Raw genomic sequence first — 18,287 nt, 5'->3', positions numbered from 1 at the left:
TAGTTAGTGATTTCACGGGAGCCAAAATGAGCCAAACAGTTGCAGATTTAATGACATCAGATCCCTTTGCCGTAAGTGCAGAAAACACCCTACACGACGCACATAATCTAATGAAGGAAAAAAATATCCGCCATATTCCGGTAATTGATAACAATGGCGAACTAGTGGGTATGTTGACGCAAAAAATCATGATTGCCCAAGTGATGAATATTATGGCTAATTACAGTCCTAGCGCACTTGAACGAAAGGAAAAACAAACGAAAATACACACTATTATGGCAACCGATTTTGCCACTGTACTAGCAACCCAACCACTGCAAGATGTTGCTCGGTTTTTTGTTGATAACCGCCATGGTTGCATGCCTGTGATCACTGAAAAAAATAAACTCGTGGGTATACTTACCTCGTCCGACTTTGTGCGCCTAGCGGCCGCTTTATTATCTTAATGCAAGGTGATAATAAGACCGCTATCCGTATAAAATGAATATAAACTCGTATAATAGTGTATGCCAAGTATTCATTGGCACACACTACAGCCAGCCTTTGTGTTTAAAAAATAAATAAGGGGCAAAGCCCGATAGCAACATAATGCCAATTGCAAATGGGTAACCCCATTCCCATTGCAGCTCAGGCATTATATTAAAGTTCATCCCATATACACTGGCTACTACGGTAGGTGGTAAAAAAACCACCGAAGCAATAGAGAAGGTTTTGATAATTTGATTTTGTTCAATGTTAATAAAACCTTGTGTTGAATCCATCAAAAAGTTCACCTTATCAAACAAAAAGGTACAGTGAGACATTAGCGTATCTATATCAAGTACAATTTCTCGTAGTGATTCGCGATCCTCATTTTGTACACCTAAACGACGTATTAAAAACGAAATATTGCGCCGCGTATCCATTAAACACAAACGCACTTTCCCATTCGCATCCTCTAAACGCGCGATACGACTAACCGCTTCTTCTAGATCAGAGTCATCTTCTTCTAGTACATATGCACTGAGCTTCTCTAACTGATGATGCATATCCTCGAGCATATCAGCATGGTTTTCGACTTTTTGATCGAATAATGTAACCAATAACTGTTTTGGCGTATCACACATTACTTGACCTTTACGTGCTCTTAAGCGTAACAATCGAAAGTCAGCCAGCTCGTCATCGCGAATGGTCAGCAAACAGTTATCCTGTAGTAAACAGGCAACTGTTACCGTATTAAAACGTCCTTCATTGGGCGACATAAACAATGCATGCACATGCAAGCCTTCATTGTCGATAAAACATCGCGATGAAGCTTCAATCTCTTGCACATCCCCTGACTCAGGAAAAGTTATATTGAGCGTTTTTGCGAGCGTATTTCGCTCATCTTCCGTTGGGTTGATTGTGTCAATCCAGTGTGCATTTCTGATTGATACTTCAAGAGAGGTATCGGATGAAGGCTCTAACTCTTGGATCACCCCCTGCTCGATAGAAAAAAATCTCAACATGCACTTCTCCTTTAATAACAAGATGAGTTGAGTATATGTAAGTGATGATTAATCAACAATGACAATACACTCCTGCATCTCAGTTATTATTAATAGTAAGCAATTCGCTAACACGTAACAGCACCTTTTGTTTTGCAGATTTTACAAAAAAGTGCATATTTTTCATGGCATATCAAAGAAAGCTTTCATCCCCCTCCTTTGAAAAAAATACAAAACATTAAATATCAGCAACTTAAAAAATAATTTTTATCGGCACAACCATTGCTTTATATAAACTAACGCATGTTCATAGACTTTATTAGACGCTGTGAACATTCCTTATAAATTAGGAGGAATAATGAGTAAAAATAACGAAACAAACAAAATCGCTGAATTTACTGCCCCAGGTATGAATGAAGAATCTGCAAAAAATACCATTGCTACACTTGATAACCGCATGGTCGCACTGATCGATTTACAATTGACTCTAAAACATATTCATTGGAATGTAGTTGGCCCAAATTTTATTGGCGTGCATGAAATGCTCGACCCTCAGGTTGAAGTGATCAGAGCAATGACCGACACCATCGCCGAGCGAATCGCTACGTTGGGCGGAGTTCCAGTTGGTACTCCAAAATCGATAGTTGATCGTCGTTCATGGCAAGATTACTCAATTGGTAAGGGCTTGGTAAAAGATCACTTAGTTGCGCTTGATAAAGTATATAATGGGATTAATGGCGATCACCGAAGTGCGATTGGCAAGCTATCAGAGCTCGATCCGGTATCTGAGGATATGCTAATTAGCCAACTTGCCGATTTAGAACAGTTTCAATGGTTTGTGCGTGCACACTTAGAGTCGTCAACGGGCAAACTCAGCAGCTAATCTAGCGGTTTTGTGTTCAGTTTAAACTGACTAATTTATATTTAAAGTCAAAGATCGGGCTATTTAAAGCCTGATCTTTATTTATTACTGATCAACAATAATATCGCCACTTTTTGTTTATATTAGATCTTAAACTGACCTACTAAATTGCCTAAACTCTCCCCTCGACCAGCTAAGTGATGACTAACTGATGAGGTTGTTTTAATTGAACGTGTTAGCTCATTAACGATTTCTTGAATCGCAAAAACGTTACGGTTAATTTCCTCAGTTACACTACTTTGCTCTGTGGCAGCTGTAGCTATTTGCGTGCTCATATCGTTAATTGTGGTAACCGAGCTGGTTACCGCCCCTAAACTTTCAGAAATTGCGCGAGATGACTCAACTGAGCGATTGCAGCTTTGCTGGCTTGCCAACATTGCCTTTACCGCTGCTGTGACTAGCGTATGTAACTCATTAAGCATTTCATTAATCTCTAACGTGCTCTCTTGTGTACGACTGGCTAAACTTCTCACTTCATCAGCTACAACCGCAAAACCACGGCCTTGCTCGCCAGCCCTTGCAGCTTCAATAGCCGCATTAAGGGCCAATAAGTTAGTTTGCTCAGCAATGCCACCGATAACACTTAATACACTGTTAATTTTTTTAGATTGTTCACTTAATGAATTAACCTGTTCAGCAGCTTGATTAATCTCACTCATTAAATTTGAAACTTCTTCTAAAGAAACATCTACACATTTTTGAGCATTGGCAACATCTTGCGTGGCTGACTGGGTTGATACCGCCACTTGTGTGGTATTTTGCGCGACTTCCTGAGATGTTGCTGACATTTCGGTGATCGCCGTTGCTACCAGCTCAGTTTCATGATTATGGTTTACTAACTGATTTTCAATTAACTGTGTTTGTGTATTGATATCATTTGATGAATCTTTTACATCACGAGTTACATCTGCCACATTGGTGATAATGCTATGTAGTTTACTAACAAACACATTAAATGAATTACCCAATTGACCAATTTCATCATTACTATGCACTTCTAAGCGCTTAGTCAGATCACCTTCGCCTTTTGCTATATCATCTAAGTTTTGCACCATATTTTGGATAGGCTTTACCATATTGTTTGCCGCAATTAAGGCAAAAAACACCGTCAACATCACCCAAAATAATGCAATTAATAACAGGGTCGTTACTTTTTCATTCATATGAGCTTGTATTGTTGCTTGGTACTTTGTTAGCTCAGCTTCAATATCATCCATATAAGCGCCCGTTCCTAGCATCCAATCTGTACCAGGAACCATCGCTGCATAACCCATTTTTTCAACTAACCCCGTTGTATTAGGCTTTTGAAAATCATAATAAAAAGCACCGCCACCTTGTCTTGCTTGCTCAAGTAATCCAACAATTATTTTTTTACCATTGGGATCGGTCATGGCTATTTTATTTTGCCCTTCAATTGCATCACCCAATAGAGCATGGAAAATACTAACGCCTTTTGTATCATAGATAAAAAAGTAACCATCTTTGCCAAAAGTGAGATCTCGCAATGCATTTTTTGCATCTTCTTTAGTCCCCTTGGCTAGTTCGTAATTAATTATTTGGCGGCCTATCTCAACCTCAGTTGCTAATAAACTTTCTTTGTCAGCAATTAATTTTGTTTTAAACGATACAAAATTTTGCTGCTGATTTTGATACTCTAAATAATATGAGCTGGCCATTAAACTAATTAAAAGCAGCGTGAGCGGCAAAATAGCTAATAGCAACAGCTTGTTTTTCAGACTTAGATTACTCATTTTTCCTCACGTGTAACAATGTAAAGCTCCATGGTATTGATACATCGAGAGCTTATAAAAACTGTAATTATACTGCCAATTACAATTAAGTGTTTATTTGAAATCAGAAGCTATTCAAATACCATATTCACATATATATAGATTCTGGATATAAGACAAACGTATAGTAGCTGCAAGTTACCATAATAAATTTTTACTAGTACAGTAAACGTAAAAATTGCAAGCCAACAAAAACACAATTGCACAATAATTACACAACACGCAACTATAAATGAATATTGAACTGATTTTGGCCTCGCCATTAGTTTGATGAACTGACGTTTAATATTTTTAATGGCTATGTTATTTGTGATCTCCATGCTATCTATCAATATTAAGCTTTTCATCCACCACGTTTTCACATAGTCTGAAAGCAGACTGAATGTAAAACAATACAAATTATAACAAGGTAGTTTTATGAGCAATCAATTAAATGTATTAGGTACGCGCTTGCATTTGTGCTGCGGGAATACAGGCTACACTCGAGAAGGGTTTTGCTATGTCCCTGCATCTGATTTTGGTAACCACAGTGTATGTGCCATCATGACTGAAGAATTCTTACAGTTTTCAAAAGCACAAGGCAATGACTTGATAACGCCTAATCCAATGTACGATTTTGCAGGCCTAAAGGCTGGTGATAAATGGTGTTTATGTGCCGTGCGCTGGCACCATGCGGTTGCTGAAAACGTAGCTCCGCCGGTTATACTTGAGGCCACCCATGAAAAATCGTTACAAGTAGTCTCTCTTGAAGTATTAAAGGCTCACCAATACTCTGCACGTTAAAAGTTTCCAATAGGCATTTACACACTCTAAGATAAAGCCATTGCGCTGGTTTTATCTTATTCACCATCTAGTATGATATTAGCAATGTGATAACACCAACCAGCTAATATCGCTCAACCTTAAACTTTTTCATCAGACTTAACACTCAATCAAAAGCAGTCCTAAGCCTAAGTATCTGCTATTTATTAAAAAAATCCTCCCCCCTGAGCTATACTTGTTAATATATTAAATTTACTATCCAAGTGTGCTTACGATTAAATAAGGAAACTTTAGTGCTGTCGCGTTTGTATGATTTTATGCCGGGTTTAAACACTTTACTTCATTATGAACGAAAGTGGTTTGCTGATGATGTGAGGGCTGCATTATCCGTTGCCGCCGTTGCTCTACCTGTTGCTATCGCGTATGCACAACTTACTGGGGTTAACGCCGCTGTTGGGCTATATTCATGCATATTACCCATGATTTTATATGCCTTGTTTGGTACTTCCAAACAATTGATTGTCGGACCCGATGCTGCAACATGTGCGGTTATTGCTGCGGTGGTGACACCACTTGCAGCTGGAGACAGTGTTAAACACTGGCAACTCGTTGTAACTATGACCGCGATGACCGGCTTTTGGTGCTTTATTGCTAGCCGATTTAAATTAGGGGTATTAGCAGACTTCTTATCTAAGCCTATTTTAATGGGCTTATTAAACGGTGTTGCAATTACGATTATTGTCAGCCAATTTTCTAAAGTATTCGGTTTTACCTTCGATGACAGATATTTACTTGAACGATTAGGAGGTGTGCCTACTTATTTATCACAAACCCACATCCCTACTCTATTAATGGCCCTGTTTACCCTCGGTGTTTTTTTTGCCATGAAGCGACTAAAACCAACTTGGCCAGCATCTATGTTTGCTATCGCATTTGGTGCCCTATTAGTGTGGGTTTTTAATTTAAAGCAGTTTGATATCAACACAATTGGCACTGTAACCGGTGGCCTTCCAGTGTTTAACACCCCTATTTATGATATTGGTATTATTCGTGAACTTGTCGTGCCTGCACTTAACTTAGCAATAGTCAGCTTTGTCAGTATGATGCTAACCGCTCGCAGTTTTGCAGCTAAAAATGGTTACGACATAGATGCTGACAAAGAGTTTAGAGCGTTAGGTATTGCGAACATTGGATCTGCTTTATCACAAGGTTTTGCTGTCAGTGGTGCAGACTCTCGTACAGCTGTTAACGATGATTCCGGTGGTAAAACGCAATTAGTGTCGATTATCTCAGCGGGAATTATTGCTGTTATCGCCCTATTTTTAACCGCTCCCCTAGAATTTATTCCCAGTGCAGCATTAGGTGTTGTGCTTATTATTGCTTCAATCCATTTATTAGACTTAAAAGCCATTTGGCTATTAAAGCGTAAAGACAAACAAGCATTTTACCTTGCGCTAGCCACCTTATTCGCAGTGTTATTTATTGGCGTAATACCAGGCATCACTCTCGCTGTACTATTGGGGTTATTCCAGTTTATTCGCACCGTAATGCGCCCTACCGACAATATATTAGGTGTTGATATTAAGGGCGTTGTTAGGAGCCTTGATGCCACAGATAAAGCAAAGTCAGTACAAGGAGTCTTTATTTATCGTTTTAATTCTCCTTTAACTTACTTTAATGCCGGTTACTTTAAACGGCGTTTGCTAGAACAATATGCGCGGCAAAAAGACGACACGCAATGCGTTATTATCGACGCAGTCCCCTGCTTCACCCATTTAGATTTAAGTGTCATGGCCATGCTCACCGATTTAGACGTGATATTTAAAAAACGTGGTATTCGATTAGAACTTGCTGGCAGAAAGCGGCAATTACTATCATGGTTTGAAATTGCTGGTATGACATCCGGTAAAGACGGCATCTACGTGCATTCAGATCTCTATATTGCCTTACAAAAAAACAGCGTCAGCCAACCAAGTGCACAAGTGAATTTATTTACAACACATCCAAATGAGGGTACTGCAGAGCAGTTATAAACATGCGTATGTAATTATGATTGTTGCAAGCAACTAAGGCGATAGTCCTTGCTTCCCCTAATTTAGTAAGGACTTTATACAAACCATGTTTTTTCGTAAATCACTCAGTGCAAAGCCTGTTCAGGCTTTTTTAACAAATTTAGCAGTCACTATCATTTCGCCTACGCCATCGACCTTACAATCGAGCTGATGATCTTTAGCATCTTTTATCCAGCGTATAACCGCTTTACTGCCAATTTTTATCACTTGTGAGCTACCTTTGATTTTTAAATCTTTTACTACAGTCACTTTATCGCCTTCGCACAAAAGCGTGCCATTGGCATCTTTTACGCTAATCACATCATTTAACAGTATCGCATCTGGATCCCACTCATAAGCGCACTCAGGGCAGATCAACAAGGTTTGATCTTGGTATACAAAGTCAGATTGGCATTTAGGACAGGAAGGTAAAGACATAAATTAGCGTGCGTAAGTAAATTTATAACAATGGTAATGGCTAATAATGATTTTGTCTATTTGTGGAGTTATTACGATATAAAGTTAATAAATGCATTGCTAAAGCATACCAATGAAGACTTTAAACTACTTGGAAAACATCCCTAGTTATTCTAGTATCTATTGGTCAAAGCTTATTATTTGCATTTAAATGAAATCATTTCCGTCACTATATTTTGCTAATCTATTTTTAATTATTGGCACCGGTTTACTCACCACCTATTTAGCCCTCTATTTAGGGAAAAATGGCATCTCGACCTTTTGGATTGGGTTAATGACCTCGTGTTATTACATGGGTTTGTTGCTTGGCTCAAAGCTTGGTTATCACCTTATTAAATCGGTCGGCCATATTAGAACCTTTGCAGCCAGTACCGCCGCTGTTTTAGCGTGCGTTGCAGCACATGGCGTTAGCGATAATATTTATTTATGGTTAGCCCTGCGGCTATTTGTAGGCCTTGGTATGATGTGTAATTACATGGTGCTCGAAAGCTGGCTCAACGAACAAGCTGCACCAGAGTCTCGCGGGCGAGTGTTTTCGTTTTATATGATCACCTCTTATCTGGGTATGATTTTAGGTCAATTTGCATTAGCCGAATTCCCAGAGCTTGGCTATGCACCACTATTTTTAGTGTGCATGGCGCTGGCAATTGGCATTATTCCTATTTCAATCACTCGTAGGATTCACCCCAAGCCATTAAAACCAATTCAAGTCAGTCTGTTTGACTACTTTAAAAAAGTACCGCAATCACTTACAGCTGTTCACTTTGCGGGTATTATAAATGGCAGCTTTTACGGCCTTGCACCAACATTTGCCAAGTCATCTGGGTTTAATTCGTCAGAAATTGCCATTTTTATGTCTGCCACTATTTTTGCAGGTCTGATCGCGCAATGGCCAATGGGGATATTGTCGGATAAAATACGTCGTAGCGTGTTGATCCGCACCAATGCGGTTGCGATTGGTGTAGTTAGCTTGGCTTTATTTTTGCTACCTATTACGCAAACACTCGCCTTTGCACTCACTTTTATGTTTGGGTTGTTCGCCTTTACTTTATATCCATTATCCTCAGCCTTAGCTAATTCACGCGTTGAAGATGAAGAGCGCGTTGGCGTGTCATCTGCGTTATTAGTTGTTTTTGGAGCCGGTGCAGCACTTGGTTCAACTGCCAATGCACAAGTTATGACCTATTTTGGTCACCAAGCCCTTTATGCCTCCATCGCATTATTAACGGTGATAATGTACTTATTACTCACTTACATTAATTCGAAACAAAAAGTAGAACAACCGGAGCCGAGTGATTACGTTGTAGGCACATCAGACGTTACCAACTCGCCTCTGGCTGCGACCATGGATCCACGAATAGAAGAAACGACTGCCCACGAGCAAATGTTGGTGGTCGATGAAATTGATGATGAATATGAAGAAAACAATGCAGTCTTTGATACCGATGATCCGCAGGGTGACCTGTTTAAAGACTTTCAAACGCAAGACGAAACCGCAGAACTAAAAAAATAGCGATTCATTTTCGATATAATAAAAGCAGGTAACAGCCTCTATTTACCTGCTTTTATTTAGCTTTATTTAGCAGCTATCGTCATCTACGTAAGCTTTAGACTCGGTACTTAGTTACGAGTCTATTGCGTAGCAAAAACCTTCCATGTACCCTTATCAAACGTCCCAAATCAGTAAACCACTATGTATAAGCGCAAACTTTTTTATTTTGGCCTGACAACTGCTTTTATTTTATTTTTGGCACTACTGAGCACCGCAATTTCCGCTCATTTAACTCGCGAAAACCTGCTACAAAGTAATATTGCTCAGTCATTATTAGTTGAGCATGAAAAGCTATCGAGTATCTCTTACCGACTTTTTAAACAGCTAACCGATGAAATCATTTTTGGTCAAAATGCCAACCAAGCCTATGTACGAAAAAAACAAAACCTGATCCAGCAATCAATTAACCAAATCAAAAAACTGGAGATTGAGCAACGCAATGCATTAGGCCTATCCTTCACTAAAGGCAGCGTTGAAGACACCGATGAACTTGTAAGGCTCATTGATGAAATAACTGTTGAATTTAGAGCCGTAGTAAGCAGTGATAACAAAGCGCCTTTAAATCAGCAAGCACAGCTAAAACGATTACTTGAAGTAACCATAGACGATCAATTTAGAGAGGCAATCAACTCAGCAGTAGCGCGTCAGGCACGTGTTGTGGCGGCGATCAATGCAAAAATTGAGATGCTTAATACCACTATTTTATGGTTTGCGATTGGCCTAGGTGCACTCTCAATTCCGCTAATATTATATGGCTGCTATTGGCTGTTTAATCAACTTTATCAACCACTGATATTAATCGCTAATGCAACTAACTCGATTGCGTTAGGACACTATCAAAAGCCAATCTCAGTAAAACTAGATGATGAGTTTGAAGAGCTTGCAACATCGATAAACCAGCTTGCACTGCGCCTGCAAGAACACGAAAAAAACGCAATAAAATCAAGAAAACAATTAGAACTTGAAGTAAAACAGCGCACCAGTGAGCTCACTGAAGCCAACCTGCTGCTCACAAAAACTGACTCTCGGCGCCGCCAGTTTATCGCTGATGTATCACATGAACTGCGCACACCACTGACGATTATCAGAGGTGAAGCGCAAGTTACACTAAGAATGCAATCGGTATCGGTTGATGACTTTAATCAAACCCTCACATCAATACTTGAGCAAGCTGTAAGCCTAAGCCGCTTAGTTGATGATTTATTACTATTAACACGGGCAGAGATGAATCAAATAAATCTCGAAGTTATACCGACCAAAATCATGCCGTTGATCGCATCAGAAGTTGCTAAATGGCAAAAGCTCAATCCAAGTCGTGCTATAACCTTCGAAGCCAGCACAGAACTAAATGAGCAACTGGTCACCATAGATATACGACGGATCCAGCAAGTACTGGCTATTTTATGCGATAACGCGATCAAATATTCAAAGTCAGATCAACCTATTGATATTAGCCTACATAGAACAGATTTATTGATCACTATTGCTATAAAAGATTATGGCGAAGGGATCTCTGCAGCTGAAGTCGATAATATTTTTGAGCGCTTTGTGCGCTTTAGTAAACACAGTGAAGGGCTTGGGCTTGGGTTGCCAATTGCAAAAGCCATTATCGAAGCTCATGACGGCAGTATTAGCGTTACCTCAACCCAAGGGCAAGGATCTATATTTTCAATCTCTTTACCGGTAGGACACAAATGATGAATATTCTTCTCGCAGATGACGAACTACCACTGTTAAACTTTCTATCACGGGGATTACGCAGTGAAGGCTATGAATGTACAAGCATCAATGAATTACATGAAGTCCTGCCGTTTATTAAAAAAAACTCACCGCAAATAGTGATACTCGATAGATTATTTGGTTCACAAGATAGTTTATCAATATTGGAAGCGGTCAAAGCCCTTCCCAACCCACCTATGGTGCTAATGCTAACTGCCTTAGACGAAGTCCCTGAACGCGTCAAAGGATTGGAAATGGGAGCGGATGATTATCTATGCAAACCTTTTGATTTTGACGAACTATTAGCCCGTGTATTAGCATTAAAACGCCGTATGACGGCACCGCAACAGCAAGACCAAACAACGCTTAATATTGGCTCATTAGCATTACTCATTCAGCAACGTATTGCATTACTAAATGGTGAAGAATTAGCACTGACAAAAATTGAATTTGAGTTACTGCTGTACTTTGTAGAAAATCAAGACAAGGTGCTGTCTCGTGAGCGGATACTTAGTCGTGTATGGCAAACTTACAGCGAACCCAATACTAATATTATTGACGTGTATGTCAGCCGATTAAGAAAAAAAATAGAAACAGAGCCTAATTTAACTATTCAAACGTTGCGCGGAAATGGTTATAGGATGAATCTAAAATAGTGCGAGTTGACTACTCGCACTTTAAATACAGGATTAAATTACTGAGAAATAGGTGATAACAACTTAGGGTTTTGCACTAAATTACGCACCCCATGGGCATGATCTTCGTTAAATACATTCTCATCACACCACTTACCAACACTGTTGATATCGACTACGGCAACGTGTGGTCTAACACTCCAACTAACTTGTAATGGCGATGCTTTTTCATTATATGCAGGGCCCGTTGTTGAACCTAAATACTCAATAGGGATGCCGGTATTAGTAGGAATATTAGGTGCTTGGTAATAACCATTAACTTGCTCAACATTTGCAAGCTGTGCAAAATTAATAGCATCTTTGTCATTGGCTAGCACGATTACTTGTCCTTCAACTCTAAGAGCTGGATTCATTGTGCTTTGAGCTAAACAAGCCCCCAATGTCGGGCCAGGTGTAACTTGTGCTGATGAATAAACAAAGTGTACTTCTAGAGTATCACCCACCTTTAACGACTCACCTTTTGCCGCACAAATTTTACTTTTTACAGGCTGTAATTGAGCAGCTGATAATTTGCGCTCAGAAAGGTAACCTGTATGATGACCTTTGCCATCTCCATTGCCAGCATAAGTGGTAAACTCCCCGCCTTTATGCTCCGCATTTTTATGAAAATGAATGTTGCATAAATTAAGCTCACTACGGCTTGGCGCCATCCCAAAGCTACGTAAGTTAGTACCATAATTTTGGTCTATATCGCGAGGTGATTGTGGCCCAAAACCTTTACCCTGAGTGTTTTTATCAAGTGCTTCACGTTGCTCGGCCACAATACTATCACTAACATTCTTTGCGCTCACAACCGCACTAGTAACTGCCAATGTAGACAAACCAATGACACATGCACATTTTACAAAAACTGCTGTTTTAATCATTTTCACTTTTATTTATGCCCTTTATAAAGTTAATAAGGCCATGTTATTGAAAATATCTAAAAAAGACTTAACTGGAACATTAAAATAAGATTAAAACCCAGCGAATAATAATCAATGTATTTGAAGAGCCTAAAGCCTTCCCTTTAAATATATACTAGCTGCTTATTTTATTGCTCGACAAACAAACAATTAAAGTTAAAAATAAGTCTTTCATAAGAGGGACTTTATGTATGGTAAACCGTGTTTTATACCTTTTTTTGCTTATTTTTATCTCATGCGGTGTATACGCAAAGACTGAGAGCCTTCAATCACCTAATGTTAATATCAAGACCGCTAATGTTAATTTAACTCAATTTCCTATGGGTTACTTTATTGATACAAGTCTAGAAATACCTTTCGAACAAATACAACAGCAACAATTCACCCCAAGTAAAAGTGAAGTAACCTTAGGGCCAAACGCAAAAATAACCTGGTCTAAAATAATCATTAACAATGAGTCTCCACAACAACTGCGGCTATTTTTGCATAACTCAGATGCGTATCACCTACAAGACGTTGATTTTTATGAGACAAAAAATGGAGAGCTATTAAAACAAATCAACATTCAATTAGATAAGCCAGGACCACATCCCAATATATTTGGCGGTAGTGCCATATTTTCATTTCATCTTGCAGCAGGTGAAAATAAGACAATTTTTGTTAGAAGCGTCACTTTTTCTCACCAGTGGTATGCCCTCGCTCTTTTCGATGAGGAGTACTCAAAACGCGCATTAGTTGGCAGTAGTAGCTACATTGCTTTGCTTGTGGGAATGATGCTGGCATTAATGCTTTATAACTTTTTCTTATATTTATCGGCAAGAAAAATTGAAAACATTGTTTATGCCTTTTATTTAATTTCCGGCATCATTTGGGTATCACTTTCCTATGGTTTAGGCGCTAACTTTTTTGGGATTTTTAGTGCCGACCTTCTGCAATTTAACTCGACTTTGTATAGCATGCCTAGTTTTTTAATCCTATTTATGATGCTTATATTTGAAACCAAAAAGCGCTACCCCAAAGAGCATATTGCACTGTGTATTATTTTAACTATATTAGTAGCCGAATTTTTTTATAGTCTATTCGACTTGGTTAGCGCATTAAAACCTGCGAGCAGTTTAGCTGCACTAATGATGACTGTGACTTTAGGAGTATCGATATCTTTATGGCGAAAGCGAGACCCCCTCGCTAAGTACTTCTTTTTGGGTCATGCAATGTTTATTATTTTTAATATGTTGGCGGTGCTTTATTACAAGGGCATAACCGAATCAAATCAAATTAATAGTCATGGCGTGGGTATAGGTATTGTACTTGAAGCGCTAATGATGGCATTTATTTTGTCATACCGGATCAGAACATTAGAAAAAATAAAATCAGCACAATCTGAATTAAAGCGCCTCGCAGATACCGACCCTTTAACCAAACTATACAACCGCCGCTACTTTGACAAAGCCTGTTCGCGATTGCTAGCAAAAAGCAAAACTGCAAAAAAAGAGCTGTCGATAGTTATTGCCGATCTCGACTTTTTTAAAGGCATAAATGACACTTACGGCCACGATATTGGCGATCGCGTTATTATCGAGTTTGCAAATATTTTAACAAAGCAACAAAAAGTAGATGATATTGCATGTCGATTTGGTGGCGAAGAATTTATATTATTACTGAACTGTGATGCTGACAATGCCAAGATTATCGCACAACGTATTCGCAGTACCGCTGAAAAGTGTATTGTGAAAACAGAAAATAACCAAGAAGTTCGCTTTACTGTCAGTATTGGTATCAATCAGGTATCGCAAACGGCTAACAATATAAAAGAAAGTATATCATTGGCCGATCAAGCTCTTTATAAAGCAAAAAAACAAGGCCGAAATTGTGTTGTTGTCATTAAAGAGTAAGTCTATTAATAACTTTTACCACAAAAGGTTACGGCTGATTTTCAATTGCCTTTGCAAGATTAATGTAACTTTTTAGGCCCACTACGAACAAGCTCTTTACCGTTTTCAAACACATCTTGTGTTACCCAGCGACCTAACAACAACTTGTGGTTATCATCAAGTACTGCTACAAACGGGCGACCATTGGTATTATTGGTCGCCAGTGCCACACCGGCTACATTTTTTAAGCCCAATCCACCGTTATCAATCAATAACAAAAAAGCCTCTAGCTCTGCGAGGGTGTCAATTACATCGTTATCATTAATCATGCTGTTTACTCAATTACAACTTAATAAGTGAAGGATAGCAGTTTATGAAAATAGGCTCTAGAGGCTGATTAAAAGTTAAAGATGAGAGTTAAAGCCCTAATCAACGTATTTATTTGCGCTTACTCGCTCTAAATCAGATAGTAGCCTTTGCATTCAAACTATTAAAACAGCTTATATAGGAAAACCATGATCAAACGACTTTTAGCCGCGAGCTTAATCTTCTCTTCCGGCTCTGTTTTTAGTGCTAACCCAACAGTTGAAGAGCTACGTATTAAGCAAGCCACAACCGCTATGCCACAAGTTTTAGATATCTTTTCTGAGGATATAGCGCTATTTGAACAAAGCTGGAAAAGCCTAAGAAACTTTAAACAGGCAACTGACTTACTACATGATTACTCAACCCAACTCTGGCTCAACGCCAAACAACACATTACCGTCACTAAAAGCTACGATGACAGAGCACTTTACTGGGCTCGCCTACTTTCAAGTAAAATAATCCGTACAACAAAACCTGAATTTGCATTAACAACTGCCGAGCAAAGCACATTGTTAACAATGCTAGAAAATGGCAGTCGCGGTCGCACCGACCTTGCCTACTCTAAAAACACCACCAAAAAGATTTTACTAACAGGCTTTGACCCATTTTTGTTGGATAGTAACATCAATCAAAGTAATCCATCCGGTGTGGCCGCATTATTACTCGACGGCCAAGTAATTACTTATCAAGGCATCAGCGCTGAAATAAATACTGTAATGGTGCCTGTTCGCTATGAAGACTTTGATCAAGGTATTATTGAAGAATTACTCGCCCCCTATTACGCACTGAACAACGTAGATATGATAGTTACCGTTAGCATGGGTAGTAAAGACTTTGACCTTGAACGCTTTCCAGGTAAGCGGCGCAGCGTAACCGCCCCCGACAACGCAAATATTGTCTATGGCGGCACAGCAAAAGCGCCACTTATTCCAAACCTAAACGATCGTCCATTGCCTGGCAGCGAATTTGTGCAGTTTAGTTTGCCCATTACGCAAATGCAGCAAGCCAAAGGGCCCTTTCCGATAAATGACAATCACAAAGTTGTTACACTGGAAAAAGCCTTTGAGCCTAAAATTTTAGCTGAACTAAAAGGTGCGATTGCAGTAAAAGGCGGCGGTGGCGGTTACCTGTCTAACGAAATTTCGTACCGCAGTATTCGCCTGCGTGATCAACTCAATTCAGATATTCCTACTGGGCATATCCATACACCGCGCATAGCGCAGTTTGAACCAGAAACAGAAGCTAAAATAGTCAAACAAATTCAAGCAATGTTAGAGCAAAGCTTAGTGGCTTTATAAACCAATTTATAAGAAGATATGACTTCAGGCTTCCTCCTCTAAAGAGGGAAGTCTGAAGTGGGTGGACTATGTCACGCCTGTTACAAGTGGTAATACTCTAAACTAATTACTTATTTCATTTAGCCGCAGCACTTTTACACATTGAATTAAACAAATCAATGATATCACCCCATGTTCGTTTGTTCCCTATAAAGGCGAAAATACCTATAAAAACAAACTGATTTAAACTATCCTTCGTATAGATAATACAATCATCAAAAGTTGAGTAGCATGGAACGTATTTTTCAAAACAGTCGGTTTTTAGTTATAATCGCCGTCATCACCGCAGCAATATCATCATTACTTGTTTACGTTTCATGTATCAACATCGTTATTCATATAGTAAAAAGCACTATTATGAGCCTCCCTGATTCAGCAAAGGATGGCAAAGAATTAATAGTGGAACTTTTAAAAATTCTTGACTTACTGCTAATTGGCATCACGCTACAAGTAATTGCTATTAGTTTATATCGTCTATTTATCTCGACCACAAAACCTAATGAGAGCCAGTTCTTAGCTGCATTTAACATAGAAGATTTTCATGATTTAAAAATAACTTTAGTACAAGTTACCTCAGTTGTATTAGTGATTTTATTTTTAGAACATGCTGTGGAATTTGGCGGAACTATAGAAACGCTTTACTTAGGTATTGCAATTGCTATCGTCATTGCAGCATCAACATTTGCTTGGCGATCGATGAAGTGACGATGCTAAATAAATATGTTTATTGCACCTAATTAACCTGTTCTTCGGGAATAAATCTATCTCCAGCGGGTATTTTCAACGCTAACCATGTTAAATTTACTGACAATAAACTCGATATTAACACCTCAACTCGCCTTGTGATCCCTGTAAACATCTTAACCAAAGCTCAAACTGATAAAAGTAAGTGTAATGGGCTGTTAGAGTAAATAATTTTCTAAATAGTATAAACACGTCCTAGCGAGTAACCAGCTAAGCCTTGCCTTTATAGTTTGTTATTTAGTTATTCTACTGTGTATATTACCGGCTAGCACTTATCAAAAAGCAAAGTAATTTTCCGTAAACATATCGCTTGGGATTAGCTAATTTCAATCTTGATAAACCTATTATTGGCAAAAATGAAGAACCTTATCAAAACGCGAATTTAATAACCATGGCTGCAATACTTGATTGAATTATTATTAATGAATAAAAATGTTAATGAGGTGTTTATTTTGTGTATTAATTGATATATTGTTGTATCTGAAAAACAAACAAACATAAGGACGAAAAAATGAAAAAGGTATTAACAATAGCAACTTTACTAGCCGCTAGCGTATTTTCTGTTCAAGCAAGTGCAAGTTCAATGGAATGCTATGTAGACACTCAAGCATATGATCAATACACACCAAATAGATGTATGGCACTCATCTATGGTCAAAATAAGGCAACAGCAGTATTTCGTGTTATCGGCAATGGGTCTGCTATCGATAGTGTAATTTGGTCCAATGCAGCCCAATCTTGTGGCACCTCAGGTACTTCTTGCTCATTTGAAATAAGGTCTTTTAAACCTTATAAAGCGGAAGCAACAATCCTTTATACAAATGGCAGCTGGAGCAAAGTTTCTGCAATTGCATCATTTGAAGATGGTCGCTAAAAGTTGATAAGTAATTATTAATCATGTGAATTTAGGGCTTTTTAACACCATTTAATAAAGCCCTATAAGATGCAAAAAAAACTCATATTTAACCCTTTCACACTATCAAACCTCGCGCTTTACAATTACCTAAAAATCAAGCTTACTTTAACAAGCAATCAAATCATCAAACATAGCAGCTCAGTCTATGTCACTGTTGACGTTGTCACTCATAACGACAGCCTATAAATTATCGTTTTTGGGTAAAAAGCGTTGAACTGATAAAAAAATGGCAAACTAACTAAGCAAAGCCTATTCCCTGATTGATGTCTGATCTAGAGGTTTTATTTATCAAAATAAAACATAAACCACTGATTATAAATAACAAAGTAAAAACTTATAATTAAACAGATTATTTTACTTATTCAGCTCTCGACATTGCAAAAAAAACAACGTTATACTATCACCTAATGAAACACATGAATTTACACTCATTCAGACACAATAAAACACTATTAAAATATTTAATGGTGCTTTTACTGCTGATCAGTGTTTTTTCACAGTGGCACTCAACTGTGCACGCAGTACAAAGCAGCACAGAGTGCCAACTCTGCATAAGTTCGTTTGATTTTGACGATTTAATATCCCCTACCACCAGCATATTTGAACCTGAAAGTAACCGCTACGGCGCTGTTTTAGCTTTACACTCCCCGCAATTTAGCGCAACCGTTGCGTTTTCAGGTAACCGTGATCCACCGAATACTCTTTAAAGTTCAC

Annotated in this window: 17 protein-coding genes; 12 read left to right on the top strand and 5 right to left on the bottom strand. The window is 38.6% G+C overall.

Annotation, left to right across the window (positions count from 1 at the left end; all coding sequences use genetic code 11):
• The first annotated feature begins 26 nt into the window (after positions 1–26).
• The gene (locus H5183_RS05450; protein ID WP_145240773.1) at positions 27–446 is read left to right on the top strand and encodes an HPP family protein; all 420 of its coding nucleotides are present in this window, start codon (positions 27–29) and stop codon (positions 444–446) included.
• 84 nt (positions 447–530) lie between these two features.
• Here H5183_RS05450 and corA read toward each other — a convergent pair whose 3' ends face one another.
• Positions 531–1,487, bottom strand: coding sequence for a magnesium/cobalt transporter CorA (gene corA / locus H5183_RS05445; RefSeq protein ID WP_182731130.1), 957 nt, complete (start codon positions 1,485–1,487; stop codon positions 531–533).
• A gap of 337 nt (positions 1,488–1,824) precedes the next feature.
• Here corA and dps point away from each other — a divergent pair, with 337 nt between their 5' ends.
• Positions 1,825–2,349, top strand: a complete 525-nt coding sequence (gene dps / locus H5183_RS05440) for a DNA starvation/stationary phase protection protein Dps (RefSeq protein ID WP_182731129.1) — start codon at positions 1,825–1,827, stop codon at positions 2,347–2,349.
• A 122-nt stretch (positions 2,350–2,471) separates the two neighbouring features.
• Here dps and H5183_RS05435 read toward each other — a convergent pair whose 3' ends face one another.
• Positions 2,472–4,139 carry a methyl-accepting chemotaxis protein gene (locus tag H5183_RS05435; RefSeq protein WP_182731128.1) on the bottom strand — a complete coding sequence of 556 codons (1,668 nt, stop codon included), beginning with the start codon at positions 4,137–4,139 and terminating at the stop codon, positions 2,472–2,474.
• Positions 4,140–4,595: 456 nt separating this feature from the next.
• On the opposite strand from H5183_RS05435, the gene H5183_RS05430 reads away from it, so the two are divergent.
• Together H5183_RS05430 and H5183_RS05425 are read left to right on the top strand one after the other, a co-directional pair.
• Positions 4,596–4,961, top strand: coding sequence for a DUF2237 family protein (locus tag H5183_RS05430; RefSeq protein WP_145241802.1), 366 nt, complete (start codon positions 4,596–4,598; stop codon positions 4,959–4,961).
• Positions 4,962–5,233: 272 nt separating this feature from the next.
• Positions 5,234–6,973 (top strand): SulP family inorganic anion transporter, encoded by a 1,740-nt coding sequence (locus tag H5183_RS05425; protein WP_182731127.1) that lies wholly within the window; start codon positions 5,234–5,236, stop codon positions 6,971–6,973.
• A gap of 120 nt (positions 6,974–7,093) precedes the next feature.
• Here the strand turns inward: H5183_RS05425 and H5183_RS05420 are convergent, their stop codons facing one another.
• Positions 7,094–7,429 (bottom strand): zinc ribbon domain-containing protein YjdM, encoded by a 336-nt coding sequence (locus H5183_RS05420; RefSeq protein WP_145241806.1) that lies wholly within the window; start codon positions 7,427–7,429, stop codon positions 7,094–7,096.
• Positions 7,430–7,619: 190 nt separating this feature from the next.
• Here H5183_RS05420 and H5183_RS05415 point away from each other — a divergent pair, with 190 nt between their 5' ends.
• The 3 genes from H5183_RS05415 to H5183_RS05405 all read left to right on the top strand — a co-directional run bounded on the left by H5183_RS05415 (position 7,620) and on the right by H5183_RS05405 (position 11,395).
• Positions 7,620–8,981, top strand: a complete 1,362-nt coding sequence (locus tag H5183_RS05415; protein ID WP_182731126.1) for an MFS transporter — start codon at positions 7,620–7,622, stop codon at positions 8,979–8,981.
• A gap of 180 nt (positions 8,982–9,161) precedes the next feature.
• Positions 9,162–10,718: a sensor histidine kinase gene (locus H5183_RS05410; protein WP_182731125.1), complete on the top strand. Its 1,557-nt coding sequence runs from the start codon at positions 9,162–9,164 to the stop codon at positions 10,716–10,718.
• Complete coding sequence (locus H5183_RS05405) at positions 10,718–11,395, top strand: response regulator transcription factor (protein ID WP_145241907.1); 678 nt, start codon at positions 10,718–10,720, stop codon at positions 11,393–11,395. The genes H5183_RS05410 and H5183_RS05405 overlap by 1 nt, the downstream gene beginning before the upstream one ends.
• Before the next feature lie 38 nt (positions 11,396–11,433).
• Here H5183_RS05405 and H5183_RS05400 read toward each other — a convergent pair whose 3' ends face one another.
• Complete coding sequence (locus tag H5183_RS05400) at positions 11,434–12,300, bottom strand: delta-class carbonic anhydrase (RefSeq protein ID WP_182731124.1); 867 nt, start codon at positions 12,298–12,300, stop codon at positions 11,434–11,436.
• A 230-nt stretch (positions 12,301–12,530) separates the two neighbouring features.
• Here H5183_RS05400 and H5183_RS05395 point away from each other — a divergent pair, with 230 nt between their 5' ends.
• Positions 12,531–14,231, top strand: a complete 1,701-nt coding sequence (locus tag H5183_RS05395) for a diguanylate cyclase (protein ID WP_182731123.1) — start codon at positions 12,531–12,533, stop codon at positions 14,229–14,231.
• Positions 14,232–14,290: 59 nt separating this feature from the next.
• On the opposite strand, the gene H5183_RS05390 is transcribed toward H5183_RS05395, so the two are convergent.
• On the bottom strand, positions 14,291–14,539 hold the full coding sequence (locus H5183_RS05390; RefSeq protein ID WP_145241816.1) for a hypothetical protein: 249 nt from the start codon (positions 14,537–14,539) through the stop codon (positions 14,291–14,293).
• Between the two features lie 186 nt (positions 14,540–14,725).
• Here H5183_RS05390 and H5183_RS05385 point away from each other — a divergent pair, with 186 nt between their 5' ends.
• From H5183_RS05385 to H5183_RS05370, 4 genes are all read left to right on the top strand, one after another.
• A complete protein-coding gene (locus H5183_RS05385; RefSeq protein ID WP_145241818.1) occupies positions 14,726–15,874 on the top strand; it encodes a hypothetical protein in 1,149 nt (382 codons plus the stop codon).
• A gap of 270 nt (positions 15,875–16,144) precedes the next feature.
• The gene (locus H5183_RS05380; RefSeq protein ID WP_145241820.1) at positions 16,145–16,618 is read left to right on the top strand and encodes a YqhA family protein; all 474 of its coding nucleotides are present in this window, start codon (positions 16,145–16,147) and stop codon (positions 16,616–16,618) included.
• Between the two features lie 550 nt (positions 16,619–17,168).
• Positions 17,169–17,531: a hypothetical protein gene (locus H5183_RS05375; RefSeq protein ID WP_145241822.1), complete on the top strand. Its 363-nt coding sequence runs from the start codon at positions 17,169–17,171 to the stop codon at positions 17,529–17,531.
• A gap of 458 nt (positions 17,532–17,989) precedes the next feature.
• Positions 17,990–18,280, top strand: a complete 291-nt coding sequence (locus H5183_RS05370) for a hypothetical protein (protein ID WP_145241823.1) — start codon at positions 17,990–17,992, stop codon at positions 18,278–18,280.
• The last annotated feature ends 7 nt before the right edge of the window (positions 18,281–18,287 follow it).

The organism is Pseudoalteromonas sp. SR44-8 (assembly GCF_014163635.1).
Taxonomy (GTDB): domain Bacteria; phylum Pseudomonadota; class Gammaproteobacteria; order Enterobacterales; family Alteromonadaceae; genus Pseudoalteromonas; species Pseudoalteromonas rhizosphaerae.
The sequence above is the reverse complement of the archived record's forward strand: the minus strand, read 5'-3'. Positions and strand labels throughout refer to the sequence as shown.

Bases quoted from the DNA above. Each gene is read 5' to 3' on its own strand.
- H5183_RS05390 (WP_145241816.1), bottom strand. From the start codon at position 14,539: ATGATTAATGATAACGATGTAATTGACACCCTCGCAGAGCTAGAGGCT.
- H5183_RS05410 (WP_182731125.1), top strand. From the start codon at position 9,162: ATGTATAAGCGCAAACTTTTTTATTTTGGCCTGACAACTGCTTTTATT.
- H5183_RS05395 (WP_182731123.1), top strand. From the start codon at position 12,531: ATGGTAAACCGTGTTTTATACCTTTTTTTGCTTATTTTTATCTCATGC.
- H5183_RS05400 (WP_182731124.1), bottom strand. From the start codon at position 12,300: ATGATTAAAACAGCAGTTTTTGTAAAATGTGCATGTGTCATTGGTTTG.
- H5183_RS05415 (WP_182731126.1), top strand. From the start codon at position 7,620: ATGAAATCATTTCCGTCACTATATTTTGCTAATCTATTTTTAATTATT.
- H5183_RS05375 (WP_145241822.1), top strand. From the start codon at position 17,169: ATGAAAAAGGTATTAACAATAGCAACTTTACTAGCCGCTAGCGTATTT.
- H5183_RS05420 (WP_145241806.1), bottom strand. From the start codon at position 7,429: ATGTCTTTACCTTCCTGTCCTAAATGCCAATCTGACTTTGTATACCAA.
- H5183_RS05380 (WP_145241820.1), top strand. From the start codon at position 16,145: ATGGAACGTATTTTTCAAAACAGTCGGTTTTTAGTTATAATCGCCGTC.
- H5183_RS05370 (WP_145241823.1), top strand. From the start codon at position 17,990: ATGAATTTACACTCATTCAGACACAATAAAACACTATTAAAATATTTA.
- H5183_RS05435 (WP_182731128.1), bottom strand. From the start codon at position 4,139: ATGAGTAATCTAAGTCTGAAAAACAAGCTGTTGCTATTAGCTATTTTG.
- corA (WP_182731130.1), bottom strand. From the start codon at position 1,487: ATGTTGAGATTTTTTTCTATCGAGCAGGGGGTGATCCAAGAGTTAGAG.
- H5183_RS05405 (WP_145241907.1), top strand. From the start codon at position 10,718: ATGAATATTCTTCTCGCAGATGACGAACTACCACTGTTAAACTTTCTA.
- dps (WP_182731129.1), top strand. From the start codon at position 1,825: ATGAGTAAAAATAACGAAACAAACAAAATCGCTGAATTTACTGCCCCA.
- H5183_RS05385 (WP_145241818.1), top strand. From the start codon at position 14,726: ATGATCAAACGACTTTTAGCCGCGAGCTTAATCTTCTCTTCCGGCTCT.
- H5183_RS05450 (WP_145240773.1), top strand. From the start codon at position 27: ATGAGCCAAACAGTTGCAGATTTAATGACATCAGATCCCTTTGCCGTA.
- H5183_RS05430 (WP_145241802.1), top strand. From the start codon at position 4,596: ATGAGCAATCAATTAAATGTATTAGGTACGCGCTTGCATTTGTGCTGC.